A 13,530-nucleotide genomic window follows, 5' to 3' on the forward strand; every position below is an offset into this window, starting at 1 on the left:
GGGCGGCGTAGGTCGCCCGGGTTATAATGTATACGGTGTGACCACACCGGATAGGCCTGCAAAATCCTTAGTATTTCGCGTAACCAGCGTAAGACGATGAATCTGTGCTGTTGCCAGAATAATGGCATCCGGCAATTTCATCCCATATTCCTGCCTGATACTCACGCTTCGTTCAGCAATATCCTGTGAAACACCGATCACGTTAAAAGCGCTCAACGCAACGCGTGTGCAGGATTCCTGATGGTATTTCTTTGCCCCAACCATCACTTCCATCCAGGTGATAAGGCTGATCGCATTCTGCGGCGGCCATGTTTCTATCGCTTGCTTTGCTTCACTCCGTCCACTAAACAGGTCGATGAGGATGTTGGTATCAAAAAGCGCGGATCCTTTGACCATTACCATTCCTCACGAAGTTTGCGTTGGTACTCAACGCCATCTTCTTCACAACCTTTCCAGAGTCCGAGAGCGCTGGAAATAGTCGTTTCAGCCTGTTCCTGCCTTTCCAGATACTGCTCAACGGCCTCCCGCAAGAGTTCAGCTCGCGGCAGGTTACGCTGCACCTTGAGGTCATCAAGACGTTTAATCACTTCGTCTGATAAATCGAGTAAAATTCTGCCCATATCCATCCCAGCCATCATACTCACATATACCTCCAGTATATCATCAGCGATTAATTTCCACACAACACACACCTGGGAAAAGCGGGAAAATAGCTTTCACGTGAACGATTTTTACTTTTGCGAGCCGCTTTCCAGAATCATACCCATCCCTATTTTTCCCATTTTCATTTGTGAGTATCCAGGTTATAAACCTGTATATCCATACAGATAAGAGTATTTAAAAATGGCACTGGAAAGCGGGATTGCGCAGTTAGTTGAGGCATTTATCGCGGCGGGACGCCCTTCTTCCCGCGAACAGAATATTGATGACCGGAGAGCTGGCTATATTGCCAGTACGGCGCTGGCCGGAGAAACTGAAACCCGCGTACAGGTTGAAGATATTGAACTCGATACCATGACGTTTCGCGTTGTTTCGCCTCTTAACTCTGCGGGAACGCTGCCCTGCGTCATTTATTATCATGGCGGATGTTTTGTCAGCGGTGGGTTTGCTACGCATGATAACCAACTAAGGCAGCTCGCCTGGTTCAGCGGCTGTCGGGTCATTGCAGTACAGTACCGCCTTGCGCCAGAGCATACTTTCCCGGCAGCACATAACGACGCTGAAACCGGGGCCAATATCATCTGGAAATATGCCCAGAAACTGGGAGTCGATCGCGAGCGCATAACCCTTGCTGGCGACAGCGCGGGCGGGCACCTGGCGCTGGTCACGGCACTACGCCTGAAAGCGGCCAGGCAATGGCAACCTGCACAGCTTATGCTGATCTACCCGATGCTGGACGCAACTGCCAGCTTTGCGAGCTATGACCATAATGGACGGGATTACATTATCACTCGCGATACACTGCTTTCGGGCTACGAGATGTATATGCCGAACACCGATCCATTGCATCCAGAAGTCAGCCCACTCTGGCGTGAAGACTTCAACGGCTTGCCGCCCACGCACATCATTACCGCTGAATTTGACCCACTGTGCGATGAAGGAGAGGCCCTGTTTCACCAGCTCCAGAAGCAAGGTGTGGACTGCACCTGTCAGCGCTATCCCGGCGTTATCCACGGATTTTTTCAGTTAGGAGGCGTAAGCCAGACAGCGCGAAACGCAATGCGCGACGTGGCCTGGCGTGTTAAAAGCCCATCAGCGGAGATAATTTCTTAATATTCAATGTTGTTTTCAACTTGAAAATATGATGGCATTGCGTTAGATTGTTTTCAGGTTGAAAACTATGTAATGGAACTACATCGTGCATGTTATCAGCCGAAAACCATTCAATGAGGGTATGCTCATGTATCCAAACCATGGGCTTGCTCTCTCTGAGTTGCTGCATGTTTTGGAGAAAAAAACATTCCATCACCCTGAAGAGATGAAACAGTATATTCCTTCTCTTGATAATTTTAAGTACAGGAATAAATGGTGGGTAATTGATGTTTCTGGTAACAACCTGAGACTCATTGCCTACATAGATTTCAGGTTACATAAGGTATTTGTGAAGCATATCGTTCTCCACGCCGAATATGACAAACTGACAGAATATTATCGGGGCCATAAAGAATGAGATCTCATCGTCATATGGACGCAGCCAGCGCAAAAAAGATCGTTGACACCTTCAGTTGTGCTGTAAAAACGATCCCTCTTTTGGGGGAAGAACGCAATGAAACGGAGTATCGAAGGGCACTAGCGCTAGTAGAGTTTCTGGTTGACCACGACGATCTTGAAAACCCACTATTTGAATTACTTAGTGCCCGAATCAGTGAATACGAAAAACATGCACCAGAATTCAGAGCGCTCAATCAACACCTGAAACAAATCCCCTCTGGCGTTTCCGTATTGCGTACGCTCATGGATCAGTACGGATTAAAAGCCACCGACCTCGCCAACGAACTTGGTTCTAAATCGAACGTCAGCAACATCCTAAATGGCCGTAGAGCACTGACTGTAAGCCATATTAAAGCACTTGCAGAACGCTTTAAACTTCCGGCAGATGCATTTATCGAGTAGAGGGTATCCCCCTACTCTTCCTCGTTACCGCCCTCTTCATATGCGCCAAACGGTTTTGCGGGTAGCACAATGTAAGTACCTTCAAACACGACGCCCGGTGTGTCATCGCCAAACACCCCGACCTGCATCTGCACACGCGCCTTGCGGCCTCTTGCCAGACGGTCGAGGTCGCCGCTCAGCGAACCCAGATCGGCAATAGCAGTTGGTTTCCCGGTGATCGGCCTGCTGTAGCGGATATGCGCGTCGGCGAGAATGATCGTTCCTCCCAGATGACGCTCGCGCAGCATCAGCCAGATAAGTCCCCAGCCCGTTAGCGTCGCCAGTGAAAACAGGCTACCGGCAAACAGGGTATGGTGCGGATTCTGATTGCCCGTCTCGGGCATCGTGGTAATAAATTTCTGCCCGGTGTACTGCTGAATGCGCACGCCCATTTTCTCACTCAATGGAATATGTTCGTACCAGGCTTGTTGTAGCTGTCCGCACCAGTCCCCGCGATGGAGAATATCGTCCAGCGTCGCAATGGGCTTAATCATCAAAAAGTGGCGCACCGGCGTGGTTTGCGGCGTGGTGATTTCTCCCTGGCTCACAAACCCGAGCTTGGCGAAAAATTCGACCGCATCTTCACGGGCGCTACAGGTTACGCGTTTGACCCCTTCCTGACGCGCCACAGACTCCAGAGTCATCGCCATCAGCGTGCCCAACCCTTTCTCTTGCACGGAAGGGTCTACTGCCATAAAGCGTATGGAAGCTTCGTTATCCGCATTGATATACAGACGCCCTACCGCAACCAGATTCCCCTCTTCGTCCACCACCATCTGGTGATGCGCCATCGCGTCCCATGCATCTCGTTCGGAGCCTTTTGGCTGATGCAATGGCTTACGCAGCATCTCCCAGCGAAACTGGTAGTAGCGCTCCAATTCTTCTTCTGTTTGCGGTACTCGAAGGTGATACATCGTCGTATTCTCTCTTGTTGTCCGCGGCCATACCGGTAGCTGGTTCATACTTGTAACCAAAACGTCACGGGGCCATCATTAACCAGTGAAACCTGCATATCCGCAGCGAATCGACCGGTTTGCGTATTCATTTCCTGTTGGCGGCAACGCTCAACAAAGTATTCATACAGCGCTTCTGCTCGCACGGGCGCTGCGCCTTTCGAAAACCCCGGACGCATGCCGCGTTCGGTATCTGCCGCCAGCGTAAACTGTGAAACCACCAGCACGCTGCCGCCTGACTGCTGCACGTTGAGGTTCATTTTGCCTTCGGCATCGCTAAAGATTCGATAACCGAGTACGCGCTCGCACAGGCGGTTCGCTTTCTGTTCGTCATCATCCCTTTCGACACCTAACAAGACCAAAAGTCCTGGGCCAATTTCACCCGTCACCTCGCCCTCCACGGTGACGCTGGCACGGGTTACGCGCTGAATTAATGCAATCATGGTTGCTCTGCTTCTTCTTGTTTTGCGGCTTGTTTAAGTTTGCGGTATTCCCCGAGAGTGACAGTTATTTCCGCGCCTAGCAAGACGATACACCACGTCCAGTATACCCAGACAAATAAAATGGGGATCACCGCCAGGACACCGTAAATGAGCTGATACGACGGGAACATGGTGATGTAGAGCGCAAATCCTTTCTTTCCGGCTTCGAACAACACAGCGGCCACAAAGGCGCCAATCACCGCATCACGATTAGGGACGCGCGTAGTCGGTACAATGCTGTAGAGGAGCCAGAACGAGAGCCAGGAAAGCACCAGCGGGAAAATACGCAGGATGTTATCAATCACCGTGTTGAGATCGCTGGCCCAGCGCAATGACAACAGATAAGAACTGATTGCCAGACTGGCTCCCGCCAGCAGCGGCCCCAGCGTTAAAATCATCCAGTAGACGGCGAAAGAGTACACTTTGGGACGAGTGCGCTTGCTGCGCCAGATAGTATTCAGAGCGTTATCAATGGAATACATCAGCAATAATGCTGTGACAATCAACCCACATGCCCCGACGGCCGTCATTTTGTTCGAGTTGGCGACAAACTGTTCGATATAACGCTGGATGACGTCCCCCGTCGCCGGGATAAAGTTTGCGAAAATAAAATGACGTAACTGGACACTGACGTCGGAAAACATCGGAAATGCGGCGAAAAGCGCAAATACGACGGCAATAAGCGGCACTAATGAGAGCAATGAAACGTAGGCAAGATTCCCTGCCAGCGTCGTCATATTGTCCTCATCAATCCGCTGCCATAGTAGCTTCAGCCAGTCTCGTACAGGACGCGTATGATGCCTGGCCTGTTGCTGAACATTTTTTAGCATAACAACGTCGCGAAATAGTCAGGAATGGTCGTTTTATCGACGACCTGGATACTGGTGATCCCTAACCGGTTAGCCCCTTCAATATTATCGGCGTTATCGTCAAAAAAGACCGCATCGTGCGCAGAAAAACCTTCAGACTGCAGGACGTGCTGGTAAATTCGCGCTTCCGGTTTACGCATGCCCAGTTCCTGGGAAAGGTAAATATGGTCAGCAGCCTGACGGATCTCGGGGTATTCGTCCGGCCAAAACGTGGTGTGCAGGCGGTTGGTATTCGATAAGACGACCACCCTATGCCCCTGCTCACGCAGCTTCTGCATGATGTCGATGACCTCAGGGCGCAAGGCGACAAACACGGCCTGCCAGCCGTGAGAGAACTGCTCGTAACTTAGCGGCAGCGCCATCTCATGACATAGCGCCTCGGCAAAGGCTTCATCGGTTATTTCGCCTCGCTCGTGCTGGTGAAAAGCCTCCCCCATAGTGAAATTTTGCTTTAGCGAAGCCAACGGTACACGGCTTAGATCGCTCCATGTGCCCAACACGCGGTTGAAGTCGATATCAACAATCACATTACCCAAATCAAAGATATAGAGCATGCCCTTCTCCTTATTCGCCGTGGATGAATAACTGTAGCGGGAAAGGAGAAGTTTGACTATGCGAGAGTGATGGCTGCGAACTTATCGGGCCATCATTGGGAAGAATTACACGGCCAGAGCATCATCCTGTGAAGGACTCACCTGTACAATTTCAACCTGCTGTGACTGGAGTAAATTGTGCAATGCCGGACCTGGATATTCATCAGTAAACAGCGCAGTTACCTGCGACACATTACCAATTTCTACCGCGGCAGAAGCTGTATATTTCGTATGATCCGCCGCCAGCAGAATGTGTCTTGAATGCGACATCATCGTTTTCACTACGCTGGCCTCGTTAACATCAAACTCCAGCAGCGCGCCATCACTTTCAATCGCGCCAACGCTGGTAACCAGGTAGTCGGCACGAAAATCAGCCACAAATGCCGAGGCAGAAGGGCCAATGATGCCGCTGTTATGCGGGCGCAGCGTCCCTCCGGGAACCATTACTTCAAAACGCGGGTTGTTATACAGAATATGCGCCACGCGCAGGCTATTGGTAATAATGCGCAAATGATTATGGTTTAACAGCGCGCGGGCAACCTGCTCAACGGTGGTGCCTATGGTAATGAACACCGTCGAACCGTCAGGGATGTAGTCAGCCACCGCTTCCGCGATGGCTTTCTTCTCTTCCGTCCACGAGACTTCACGCTGCTCAAACGCCGTATTCACCACGCTGGAGGCCCTGCCCGCCCCACCATGATGACGCGTAATTAATCCCTGCTCGCTGAGTTTACGAATATCACGACGCACGGTCTGCGTGGACACGTCCAGCAGGCTGGCCAGCTCGTCGATATTCATATAACCGCGCTCGCTGATCAGCATCAACAGCTGATCGTGCCGCGGGTTACCGGTCAGTTCGGTAAGGCTCATGAAATTTCCTCGAAAAACCATTGCCCTGGCATTTTATACAAAAAGTGACAGAAAAGATCGGGTTTGATCACAGTCAGGGATTCCGGCCCTTCCTCCCGGACGCGTGCATTTTAGCGCAGCAACCCCACTGGCGAACCTGACCGCGTCTTCCGGGGCATCACCACCCGCCAGGCTGAATGCGAGCGCACCGTGGAAAACGTCTCCGGCCCCCGTAGTATCCACAACGTCGACTTTAAATCCAGATTGATGCTGCAACGCATTATTTTTTATCCAGTCGCAGCCCTCACTGCCACGCGTCACATAAACATGACCATTTGTGAGCGTTTTTGCTTGTTTAAGTCCAGCTTCAGAATCATTTATCCCGGTTAAACGCGCCAGACCCGGTTCAGAGAACGCAGCATGATCGCTTAACGCCACCAGTTCACTGATATCTTGTGGCGTGACGTCACCATCCAGTACCGTCATCACTCCCGCCCGACGCGCCAGCGTGAACGCCTGCCTGGTGCCTTCGTGCCAGCGAACATCCGCCAGAACCACATCCCACTGGGAAAAATCGATCTCGTTGAGCCAGTCAGCGTCATGCAGTAAGTCCGGGCTGGGGTAGTTAACGATAATCCGTTCTCCTTGCGCATCCACCATAATCGCCGATTGCGAAGACTTTGCCCCGGCGTAGCGCCGGGTGTAGCGGGTGTTTACCCCCAGGGATTCCAGCTCCGCCAGCAGGCTGTTTCCGGTGTCGTCATCGCCCACACGGCCAATAAAGTCCACTTGCGCGCCCAGCTTCGCTGCAGCCACTGCGGCCGTCGCAGCAGGCCCGCCGCCCACTTCCGTATAACGCTTCGCCACATACTTACCTCCTTCAGTCGGTAAACCTTCCACGTAATAGATGCGATCCATCACGGCAATACCTACACAAGCAATACGAATCATGGTCATTCCTTAGGCATTTCAAGATGGGATCATTTTAATTTCACAAAATGTTTAAAAAGTGACGGCTGTCAATTTTTTGACCATAAATTACAAATACGATCAAAAACAGACAAAAACAAACGACCTTAAATGACAAAAAATGACATCCACGTCTCAGGAGAACGTTATGGCAGTTATAGCATTTATCGGATTAGGTCAGATGGGTTCACCCATGGCGAGCAACTTGCTGAAGCAGGGTCATCAACTCAGCGTCTTTGACGTTAACCCGGATGCCGTTCAGCGCCTGGTGGAAAAAGGAGCCCAACCTGCCAGCAGCCCGGCTCAGGCAGTAAAAGGGGCAGAATTTGTCATCACAATGCTGCCAAACGGCGATCTGGTGCGCAGCGTACTGTTCGGTGAGCAGGGTATCTGCGAAAACCTCTCCCCGCAGGCATTAGTGATTGATATGTCGACTATTCACCCACTGCAAACCGACAAATTGATCGCCGATATGCGTGCCAAAGGCTTCGACATGATGGATTGCCCGGTTGGACGTACCTCCGATCACGCTATCGCAGGAACGCTGTTGCTGCTGGCAGGTGGAACGGCACAGCAGGTAGAACGCGCCACACCGGTTCTGATGGCGATGGGTAATGAATTGATCAACGCAGGCGGCCCCGGTATGGGCATTCGCGTCAAGCTCATCAACAACTACATGAGCATCGCGTTAAACGCCTTGTCTGCTGAAGCCGCCGTGTTGTGCGAAGCGCTCGGCCTCTCCTTCGATGTGGCCTTGCAAGTCATGAGCGGCACTCCCGCCGGGAAAGGCCACTTCACTACCTCATGGCCGAACAAGGTGCTGAAAGGCGATCTTTCCCCGGCCTTTATGATCGATTTAGCGCATAAGGATCTTGGTATCGCTCTGGACGTTGCCAACCAATTACACGTACCGATGCCGCTCGGTGCCGCCTCCCGCGAAGTCTATAACCAGGCACGCGCCGCTGGCCGTGGCCGGGAAGACTGGACGGCCATTCTTGCACAGGTTCGCGCATCCGCCGGGCTAAATAAACACACAGATAAGTAAGGACTGAACAATGACGAAGTACACCCTGAAAGATATCACCCGAGCTTCCGGCGGTTTTGCCATGCTGGCAGTCGATCAGCGCGAAGCTATGCGCTTAATGTTTGCCGCAGCAGGCGCAAAATCTCCGGTTAGTGACAGCGTACTGACTGATTTCAAAGTCAATGCGGCGAAGATCTTGTCCCCTTATGCCTCCGCCATTCTGGTGGATCAGCAGTTCTGCTACCGCCAGGTTGTAGAGCAAAACGCGGTCGCCAAAAGCTGCGCCATGATTGTGGCCGCTGATGAGTTCATACCGGGTAACGGTATTCCTGTCGATAGCGTAGTGATTGATAAAAAAATCAACCCGCAGGCGGTGAAGCAAGATGGCGCCAAGGCCCTCAAACTGCTGGTGCTGTGGCGTAGCGATGAAGATGCCCAACAGCGTCTGGACATGGTGAAAGAATTTAATGAGCTATGCCATTCCAATGGACTGCTGAGCATCATCGAGCCGGTGGTTCGCCCACCGCGTCGTGGCGATAAGTTCGATCGCGAACAGGCCATTATCGATGCCGCAAAAGAACTGGGTGACAGCGGTGCCGATCTCTACAAGGTCGAAATGCCGCTGTACGGCAAAGGAACCCAACAGGAATTGCTTAGCGCCTCTCAGCGCCTGAATGAAAACATCAACATGCCGTGGGTCATTCTTTCCTCTGGTGTGGATGAAAAACTGTTCCCACGCGCGGTCAGCGTAGCAATGACCGCAGGCGCATCCGGCTTCCTGGCCGGACGTGCGGTCTGGTCATCCGTTGTGGGTCTGCCGGATACCGAACTGATGCTGCGTGATGTTTCCGCACCGAAGTTGCAGCGTCTGGGCGATATCGTCGACGAAATGATGACCCGCCGCTAATAGAGGATCAAAGCATGAAATGGTTTAACACCCTAAGCCACAACCGCTGGCTGGAACAGGAAACCGACCGCATCTTTAACTTTGGTAAAAATGCGGCTGTCCCTACTGGATTTGGCTGGCTGGGAAACAGTGGTCAGGTCAGAACGGATATGGGAACACATCTGTGGATCACCGCCCGCATGCTGCACGTCTATTCCGTTGCCGCCTCCATGGGGCGCCCAGGTGCATATCAACTCGTCGACCACGGCATTAAGGCGCTGAACGGTGCCCTACGTGACACACGCTACGGCGGTTGGTACGCCTGCGTCAATGACGAAGGCGTGATGGATGCCTCCAAGCAGGGTTATCAACATTTCTTCGTCTTACTTGGCGCGGCAAGCGCGGTCACTACCGGTCATCCACAGGCCAGAAAATTGCTGGATGACGCCATCGAGGTGATTGAGAAGTACTTCTGGAGCGAAGACGAGCAAATGTGCCTGGAGTCCTGGGACGAAGCCTTCAGCCAGACGGAAGATTATCGCGGCGGCAACGCTAACATGCACGCGGTCGAGGCTTTCCTGATCGTGTATGACGTGACTCATGACCGTAAATGGCTCGATCGCGCACTGCGTATCGCTTCGGTGATTATTCACGACGTGGCCCGTAGCGGGGAGTACCGCGTCAATGAACACTTCGATTCACAGTGGAATCCAATCCGCGATTACAACAAGGACAACCCAGCTCACCGTTTTCGCGCCTACGGTGGCACGCCGGGTCACTGGATCGAGTGGGGCCGCCTGATGCTGCATCTGCATGCCGCGCTGGAAGCTCGCTTCGAAACACCACCCGCCTGGCTGCTGGAAGATGCAAAAGGGCTTTTCCACGCCACTATCCGCGATGCCTGGGCACCGGACGGCGCAGACGGTTTTGTCTATTCGGTGGATTGGGACGGCACACCGATCGTTCGCGAAAGAGTGCGTTGGCCGATAGTCGAAGCGATGGGCACCGCCTACGCCCTGTACACCCTCACAGGCGACAGCCAGTACGAAGCCTGGTACCAGAAATGGTGGGATTACTGCATCACTTACCTGATGGATTACGAGACCGGTTCATGGTGGCAGGAGCTGGACACCGATAACAAGGTGACCACCAAAGTCTGGGACGGCAAGCAGGACATTTATCACCTGCTGCACTGCCTGGTGATCCCGCGTCTGCCGCTGGCTCCGGGTCTTGCTCCGGCTGTTGCCGCCGGTCTGCTGGATATCAACGCTAAATAAGTAACAAGGTGGGCTGCCATGCATAGCGGTGGAAAAACCCTTCATCTTCAGGCCGGACACTACCAGGCGAAAATCGTCACGGTTGGCGCTGGGCTAGCAGAATTGACGCACCGCGGGCGTCATATCGTTATTCCCCACAAACCGGAAGAAATGCCGCTGGCACATTTGGGGAAAGTGTTAATCCCCTGGCCAAACCGCGTTGTAGATGGCAGCTATCACTATAACGGCAAGGATTACCAGCTTGCCGTTAACGACTCAGTTTCACATACCGCTATTCATGGGTTACTGGCCTGGCGGGACTGGCAGATTAACCAGCAGTCGGCATCGGAAGTGTCGCTGACGATTTTTCTGCCGCCTTCTTATGGTTATCCCTTCGCGCTGGTTTCAGAGGTGATTTACCGACTGGAGGCAACCCGTGGACTGCACGTTTTTATTTGCACACAGAATGTGGGTGACGAAATCGCGCCGTATGGCGCGGGAGCACATCCCTATTTGACCTGCAATCTGCAACCCATTGATGACTGTGAATTGACGCTCCCGGCGAGTGAAGGAGCATGCGATGAACGATATTTCACCACGCCGCAACGCATTGCGCAGACCGCTATCGATCATACGTTCAGGACTTTGCCACCTGGCGCTGAGTGGGAAGTCAGGATGACCAGCCCAGCGCAAAACATGTCCACTTTTTTACGCAGCCACCAGCCCTGGCTGCAAGTGTATACCGGCGAAAAATTAGCAAGGCGCGGCCTGGCGGTTGAACCGATGACCTGCCCGCCAGACGCCTTTAACTCCGGAATTAGCCTGATTCATCTCGCGCCCGGAGAACAACATCAGATGCATTTTTTAATCGGCAGTGAATAACAGATTTCCGACAAATTACCGAATTACCCTATTTTTACGGAGACGATAATGAATTCGCTACAACAACGGTCAACCGCCTTAGAACTCACATCATTACCTGATGGATTTGCTCTAACGTACCACCAGCGCCTGATTTTACGCCACAGTACAGAAACTCCCTGCCTGTGGATCGGCGCGGGCGTTGCCGATATCGATATGTTTCGCGGCAACTTCAGTATTAAAGACAAGCTCAATGAGAAAATTGCCCTGACCGACGCCACGGTCAGCGAGTCGCCTGACGGCTGGCGGGTGTATTTCAGCCGCGGTGATACCATCAACGCCACGCTGCATATTTCCACCGATGAACAGGGTCGTCTGAAGCTGGATCTGCACAACGGCGATCTCAGCCATAACCGCATCTGGCTGCGTCTGGCCGCAAGGGCGGACGATCATATCTACGGCTGCGGCGAACAGTTCTCTTACTTCGACTTACGCGGGAAGCCGTTCCCGCTGTGGACCAGCGAACAGGGCGTGGGCCGAAACAAAAACAGCTATGTCACCTGGCAAGCCGACTGTAAAGAGAACGCCGGCGGCGACTACTACTGGACCTTCTTCCCACAGCCGACCTTCGTCAGCACGCAGAAGTACTACTGCCACGTTGATAACAGTTGCTATATGAATTTCGACTTCAGCGCGCCGGAGTATCACGAACTGGCGCTGTGGGAGGACAAAACCACCCTGCGCTTTGAGTGCGCTGATACCTACATCTCCTTGCTGGAAAAACTGACCGCGCTGCTGGGTCGTCAGCCGGAGCTGCCGGACTGGATTTACGATGGCGTCACGCTCGGTATTCAGGGCGGTACTGAGGTTTGCCAGAGCAAACTGGACACCATGCGTAACGCTGGCGTGAAGGTAAACGGCATCTGGGCGCAGGACTGGTCCGGGATCCGCATGACCTCCTTTGGCAAGCGCGTGATGTGGAACTGGAAGTGGAACAGCGACAATTATCCGCAGTTGGATAGCCGTATTAAGCAGTGGAAAGAAGAGGGCGTGCAGTTCCTCTCCTACATCAACCCGTACATCGCCAGCGATAAAGATCTCTGTGCCGAAGCGGCCAAACACGGTTATCTGGCGAAAGATGCATCCGGCGGCGATTACCTCGTAGAGTTTGGCGAGTTTTACGGCGGTGTGGTCGATCTGACCAACCCGGAAGCCTACGACTGGTTCAAAGAGGTCATCAAGAAAAATATGATCGAACTGGGCTGCGGCGGCTGGATGGCAGATTTTGGCGAATACCTGCCGACAGATACGTATCTGCACAACGGCGTCAGCGCCGAGATCATGCACAACGCCTGGCCCGCACTGTGGGCGAAATGTAACTACGAAGCGCTACAGGAGACCGGCAAACTCAGCGAGATCCTGTTCTTTATGCGTGCGGGTTACACCGGTAGCCAGAAGTACTCCACCATGATGTGGGCAGGCGATCAGAACGTGGACTGGAGCCTTGACGACGGTCTGGCTTCCGTCGTTCCTGCGGCGCTGTCTCTGGCGATGACCGGCCACGGTCTGCACCACAGCGATATCGGCGGCTACACCACCCTGTTTGACATGAAACGCAGCAAAGAACTGCTGCTGCGCTGGTGCGACTTCAGCGCCTTCACGCCGATGATGCGCACCCACGAAGGTAACCGCCCTGGCGATAACTGGCAGTTTGATGGTGATGCTGAAACCATCGCCCACTTTGCCCGCATGACCACCGTCTTTACCACCCTGAAACCGTATCTGAAACAGGCCGTCGCGCAAAACAGCGCTACCGGTCTGCCGGTGATGCGCCCGCTGTTCCTGCATTACGAAGACGATGCACACACCTACACCCTGAAATATCAGTACCTGCTGGGACAGGATCTGCTGGTTGCGCCGGTTCACGAACAAGGCAAGCCTGACTGGACCCTGTATCTGCCGGAGGATAGCTGGGTAAATATCTGGACCGGGGAAACTTACCAGGGCGGTGACATCACCGTGGATGCGCCAATTGGCAAGCCTCCGGTGTTTTATCGCGCGAAGAGTGAGTGGGCGTCACTGTTTGCCACGTTACGCAACATCTAATACGGCTCGCCCGTGGGGAAACTCACGGGC

At 53.2% G+C, this 13,530-nt stretch carries 16 protein-coding genes; 8 read left to right on the top strand and 8 right to left on the bottom strand.

Annotated features, from left to right (window positions below; all coding sequences use genetic code 11):
* Nucleotides 1–21: 21 nt before the first annotated feature.
* Entirely contained in the window at nucleotides 22–396 is a 375-nt protein-coding gene (locus OGX91_RS13605; protein ID WP_005121821.1) for a type II toxin-antitoxin system VapC family toxin, read from the bottom strand.
* Nucleotides 396–638, bottom strand: coding sequence for a ribbon-helix-helix domain-containing protein (locus OGX91_RS13610; RefSeq protein ID WP_005121822.1), 243 nt, complete (start codon nucleotides 636–638; stop codon nucleotides 396–398). Before OGX91_RS13610 ends, OGX91_RS13605 begins: the two co-directional genes overlap by 1 nt.
* Nucleotides 639–843: 205 nt before the next feature.
* Here OGX91_RS13610 and OGX91_RS13615 point away from each other — a divergent pair, with 205 nt between their 5' ends.
* The 3 genes from OGX91_RS13615 (at nucleotide 844) to OGX91_RS13625 (ending at nucleotide 2,613) form a co-directional block, all read left to right on the top strand.
* A complete protein-coding gene (locus OGX91_RS13615) occupies nucleotides 844–1,773 on the top strand; it encodes an alpha/beta hydrolase (RefSeq protein WP_005121823.1) in 930 nt (309 codons plus the stop codon).
* A gap of 85 nt (nucleotides 1,774–1,858) precedes the next feature.
* Nucleotides 1,859–2,170, top strand: coding sequence for a type II toxin-antitoxin system HigB family toxin (locus OGX91_RS13620; RefSeq protein ID WP_155022027.1), 312 nt, complete (start codon nucleotides 1,859–1,861; stop codon nucleotides 2,168–2,170).
* Nucleotides 2,167–2,613, top strand: coding sequence for a helix-turn-helix domain-containing protein (locus OGX91_RS13625; protein WP_040233078.1), 447 nt, complete (start codon nucleotides 2,167–2,169; stop codon nucleotides 2,611–2,613). The genes OGX91_RS13620 and OGX91_RS13625 overlap by 4 nt, the downstream gene beginning before the upstream one ends.
* 11 nt (nucleotides 2,614–2,624) lie before the next feature.
* On the opposite strand, the gene fabY is transcribed toward OGX91_RS13625, so the two are convergent.
* From fabY to OGX91_RS13655, 6 genes are all read right to left on the bottom strand, one after another.
* Nucleotides 2,625–3,566 (bottom strand): fatty acid biosynthesis protein FabY, encoded by a 942-nt coding sequence (gene fabY / locus OGX91_RS13630; RefSeq protein ID WP_003825286.1) that lies wholly within the window; start codon nucleotides 3,564–3,566, stop codon nucleotides 2,625–2,627.
* Between the two features lie 44 nt (nucleotides 3,567–3,610).
* Nucleotides 3,611–4,048: a D-aminoacyl-tRNA deacylase gene (gene dtd, locus OGX91_RS13635; RefSeq protein WP_286626533.1), complete on the bottom strand. Its 438-nt coding sequence runs from the start codon at nucleotides 4,046–4,048 to the stop codon at nucleotides 3,611–3,613.
* A complete protein-coding gene (locus tag OGX91_RS13640) occupies nucleotides 4,045–4,917 on the bottom strand; it encodes a virulence factor BrkB family protein (protein WP_040233081.1) in 873 nt (290 codons plus the stop codon). Before OGX91_RS13640 ends, dtd begins: the two co-directional genes overlap by 4 nt.
* The gene (gene yihX / locus OGX91_RS13645) at nucleotides 4,911–5,510 is read right to left on the bottom strand and encodes a glucose-1-phosphatase (protein WP_182289591.1); all 600 of its coding nucleotides are present in this window, start codon (nucleotides 5,508–5,510) and stop codon (nucleotides 4,911–4,913) included. Before yihX ends, OGX91_RS13640 begins: the two co-directional genes overlap by 7 nt.
* A 105-nt stretch (nucleotides 5,511–5,615) precedes the next feature.
* Nucleotides 5,616–6,419, bottom strand: coding sequence for a DeoR/GlpR family DNA-binding transcription regulator (locus OGX91_RS13650; RefSeq protein WP_003847907.1), 804 nt, complete (start codon nucleotides 6,417–6,419; stop codon nucleotides 5,616–5,618).
* Between the two features lie 33 nt (nucleotides 6,420–6,452).
* Nucleotides 6,453–7,349, bottom strand: coding sequence for a sugar kinase (locus OGX91_RS13655; protein ID WP_040233085.1), 897 nt, complete (start codon nucleotides 7,347–7,349; stop codon nucleotides 6,453–6,455).
* Between the two features lie 166 nt (nucleotides 7,350–7,515).
* Here OGX91_RS13655 and yihU point away from each other — a divergent pair, with 166 nt between their 5' ends.
* From yihU to OGX91_RS13680, 5 genes are read left to right on the top strand one after another with little or no spacing between them, the layout of a single operon-like run.
* Complete coding sequence (gene yihU, locus OGX91_RS13660) at nucleotides 7,516–8,412, top strand: sulfolactaldehyde 3-reductase (protein ID WP_286626536.1); 897 nt, start codon at nucleotides 7,516–7,518, stop codon at nucleotides 8,410–8,412.
* 10 nt (nucleotides 8,413–8,422) lie between these two features.
* Nucleotides 8,423–9,298, top strand: coding sequence for a sulfofructosephosphate aldolase (gene yihT, locus OGX91_RS13665; RefSeq protein ID WP_286626538.1), 876 nt, complete (start codon nucleotides 8,423–8,425; stop codon nucleotides 9,296–9,298).
* A gap of 14 nt (nucleotides 9,299–9,312) precedes the next feature.
* A complete protein-coding gene (gene yihS, locus OGX91_RS13670) occupies nucleotides 9,313–10,554 on the top strand; it encodes a sulfoquinovose isomerase (RefSeq protein WP_005121832.1) in 1,242 nt (413 codons plus the stop codon).
* Between the two features lie 18 nt (nucleotides 10,555–10,572).
* Nucleotides 10,573–11,415, top strand: coding sequence for an aldose-1-epimerase (locus OGX91_RS13675; protein ID WP_286626539.1), 843 nt, complete (start codon nucleotides 10,573–10,575; stop codon nucleotides 11,413–11,415).
* 48 nt (nucleotides 11,416–11,463) lie between these two features.
* Nucleotides 11,464–13,500: an alpha-glucosidase gene (locus tag OGX91_RS13680; RefSeq protein WP_188232342.1), complete on the top strand. Its 2,037-nt coding sequence runs from the start codon at nucleotides 11,464–11,466 to the stop codon at nucleotides 13,498–13,500.
* Nucleotides 13,501–13,530: the final 30 nt, after the last annotated feature.

Source organism: Citrobacter sp. Cpa228 (genome assembly GCF_030333085.1).
In the GTDB taxonomy this organism is placed as follows: domain Bacteria; phylum Pseudomonadota; class Gammaproteobacteria; order Enterobacterales; family Enterobacteriaceae; genus Citrobacter; species Citrobacter pasteurii.

Bases quoted from the DNA above. Each gene is read 5' to 3' on its own strand.
- OGX91_RS13605 (WP_005121821.1), bottom strand. From the start codon at position 396: ATGGTCAAAGGATCCGCGCTTTTTGATACCAACATCCTCATCGACCTG.
- OGX91_RS13610 (WP_005121822.1), bottom strand. From the start codon at position 638: ATGATGGCTGGGATGGATATGGGCAGAATTTTACTCGATTTATCAGAC.
- OGX91_RS13615 (WP_005121823.1), top strand. From the start codon at position 844: ATGGCACTGGAAAGCGGGATTGCGCAGTTAGTTGAGGCATTTATCGCG.
- OGX91_RS13625 (WP_040233078.1), top strand. From the start codon at position 2,167: ATGAGATCTCATCGTCATATGGACGCAGCCAGCGCAAAAAAGATCGTT.
- fabY (WP_003825286.1), bottom strand. From the start codon at position 3,566: ATGTATCACCTTCGAGTACCGCAAACAGAAGAAGAATTGGAGCGCTAC.
- dtd (WP_286626533.1), bottom strand. From the start codon at position 4,048: ATGATTGCATTAATTCAGCGCGTAACCCGTGCCAGCGTCACCGTGGAG.
- OGX91_RS13640 (WP_040233081.1), bottom strand. From the start codon at position 4,917: ATGCTAAAAAATGTTCAGCAACAGGCCAGGCATCATACGCGTCCTGTA.
- yihX (WP_182289591.1), bottom strand. From the start codon at position 5,510: ATGCTCTATATCTTTGATTTGGGTAATGTGATTGTTGATATCGACTTC.
- OGX91_RS13650 (WP_003847907.1), bottom strand. From the start codon at position 6,419: ATGAGCCTTACCGAACTGACCGGTAACCCGCGGCACGATCAGCTGTTG.
- OGX91_RS13655 (WP_040233085.1), bottom strand. From the start codon at position 7,349: ATGATTCGTATTGCTTGTGTAGGTATTGCCGTGATGGATCGCATCTAT.
- yihU (WP_286626536.1), top strand. From the start codon at position 7,516: ATGGCAGTTATAGCATTTATCGGATTAGGTCAGATGGGTTCACCCATG.
- yihT (WP_286626538.1), top strand. From the start codon at position 8,423: ATGACGAAGTACACCCTGAAAGATATCACCCGAGCTTCCGGCGGTTTT.
- yihS (WP_005121832.1), top strand. From the start codon at position 9,313: ATGAAATGGTTTAACACCCTAAGCCACAACCGCTGGCTGGAACAGGAA.
- OGX91_RS13675 (WP_286626539.1), top strand. From the start codon at position 10,573: ATGCATAGCGGTGGAAAAACCCTTCATCTTCAGGCCGGACACTACCAG.
- OGX91_RS13680 (WP_188232342.1), top strand. From the start codon at position 11,464: ATGAATTCGCTACAACAACGGTCAACCGCCTTAGAACTCACATCATTA.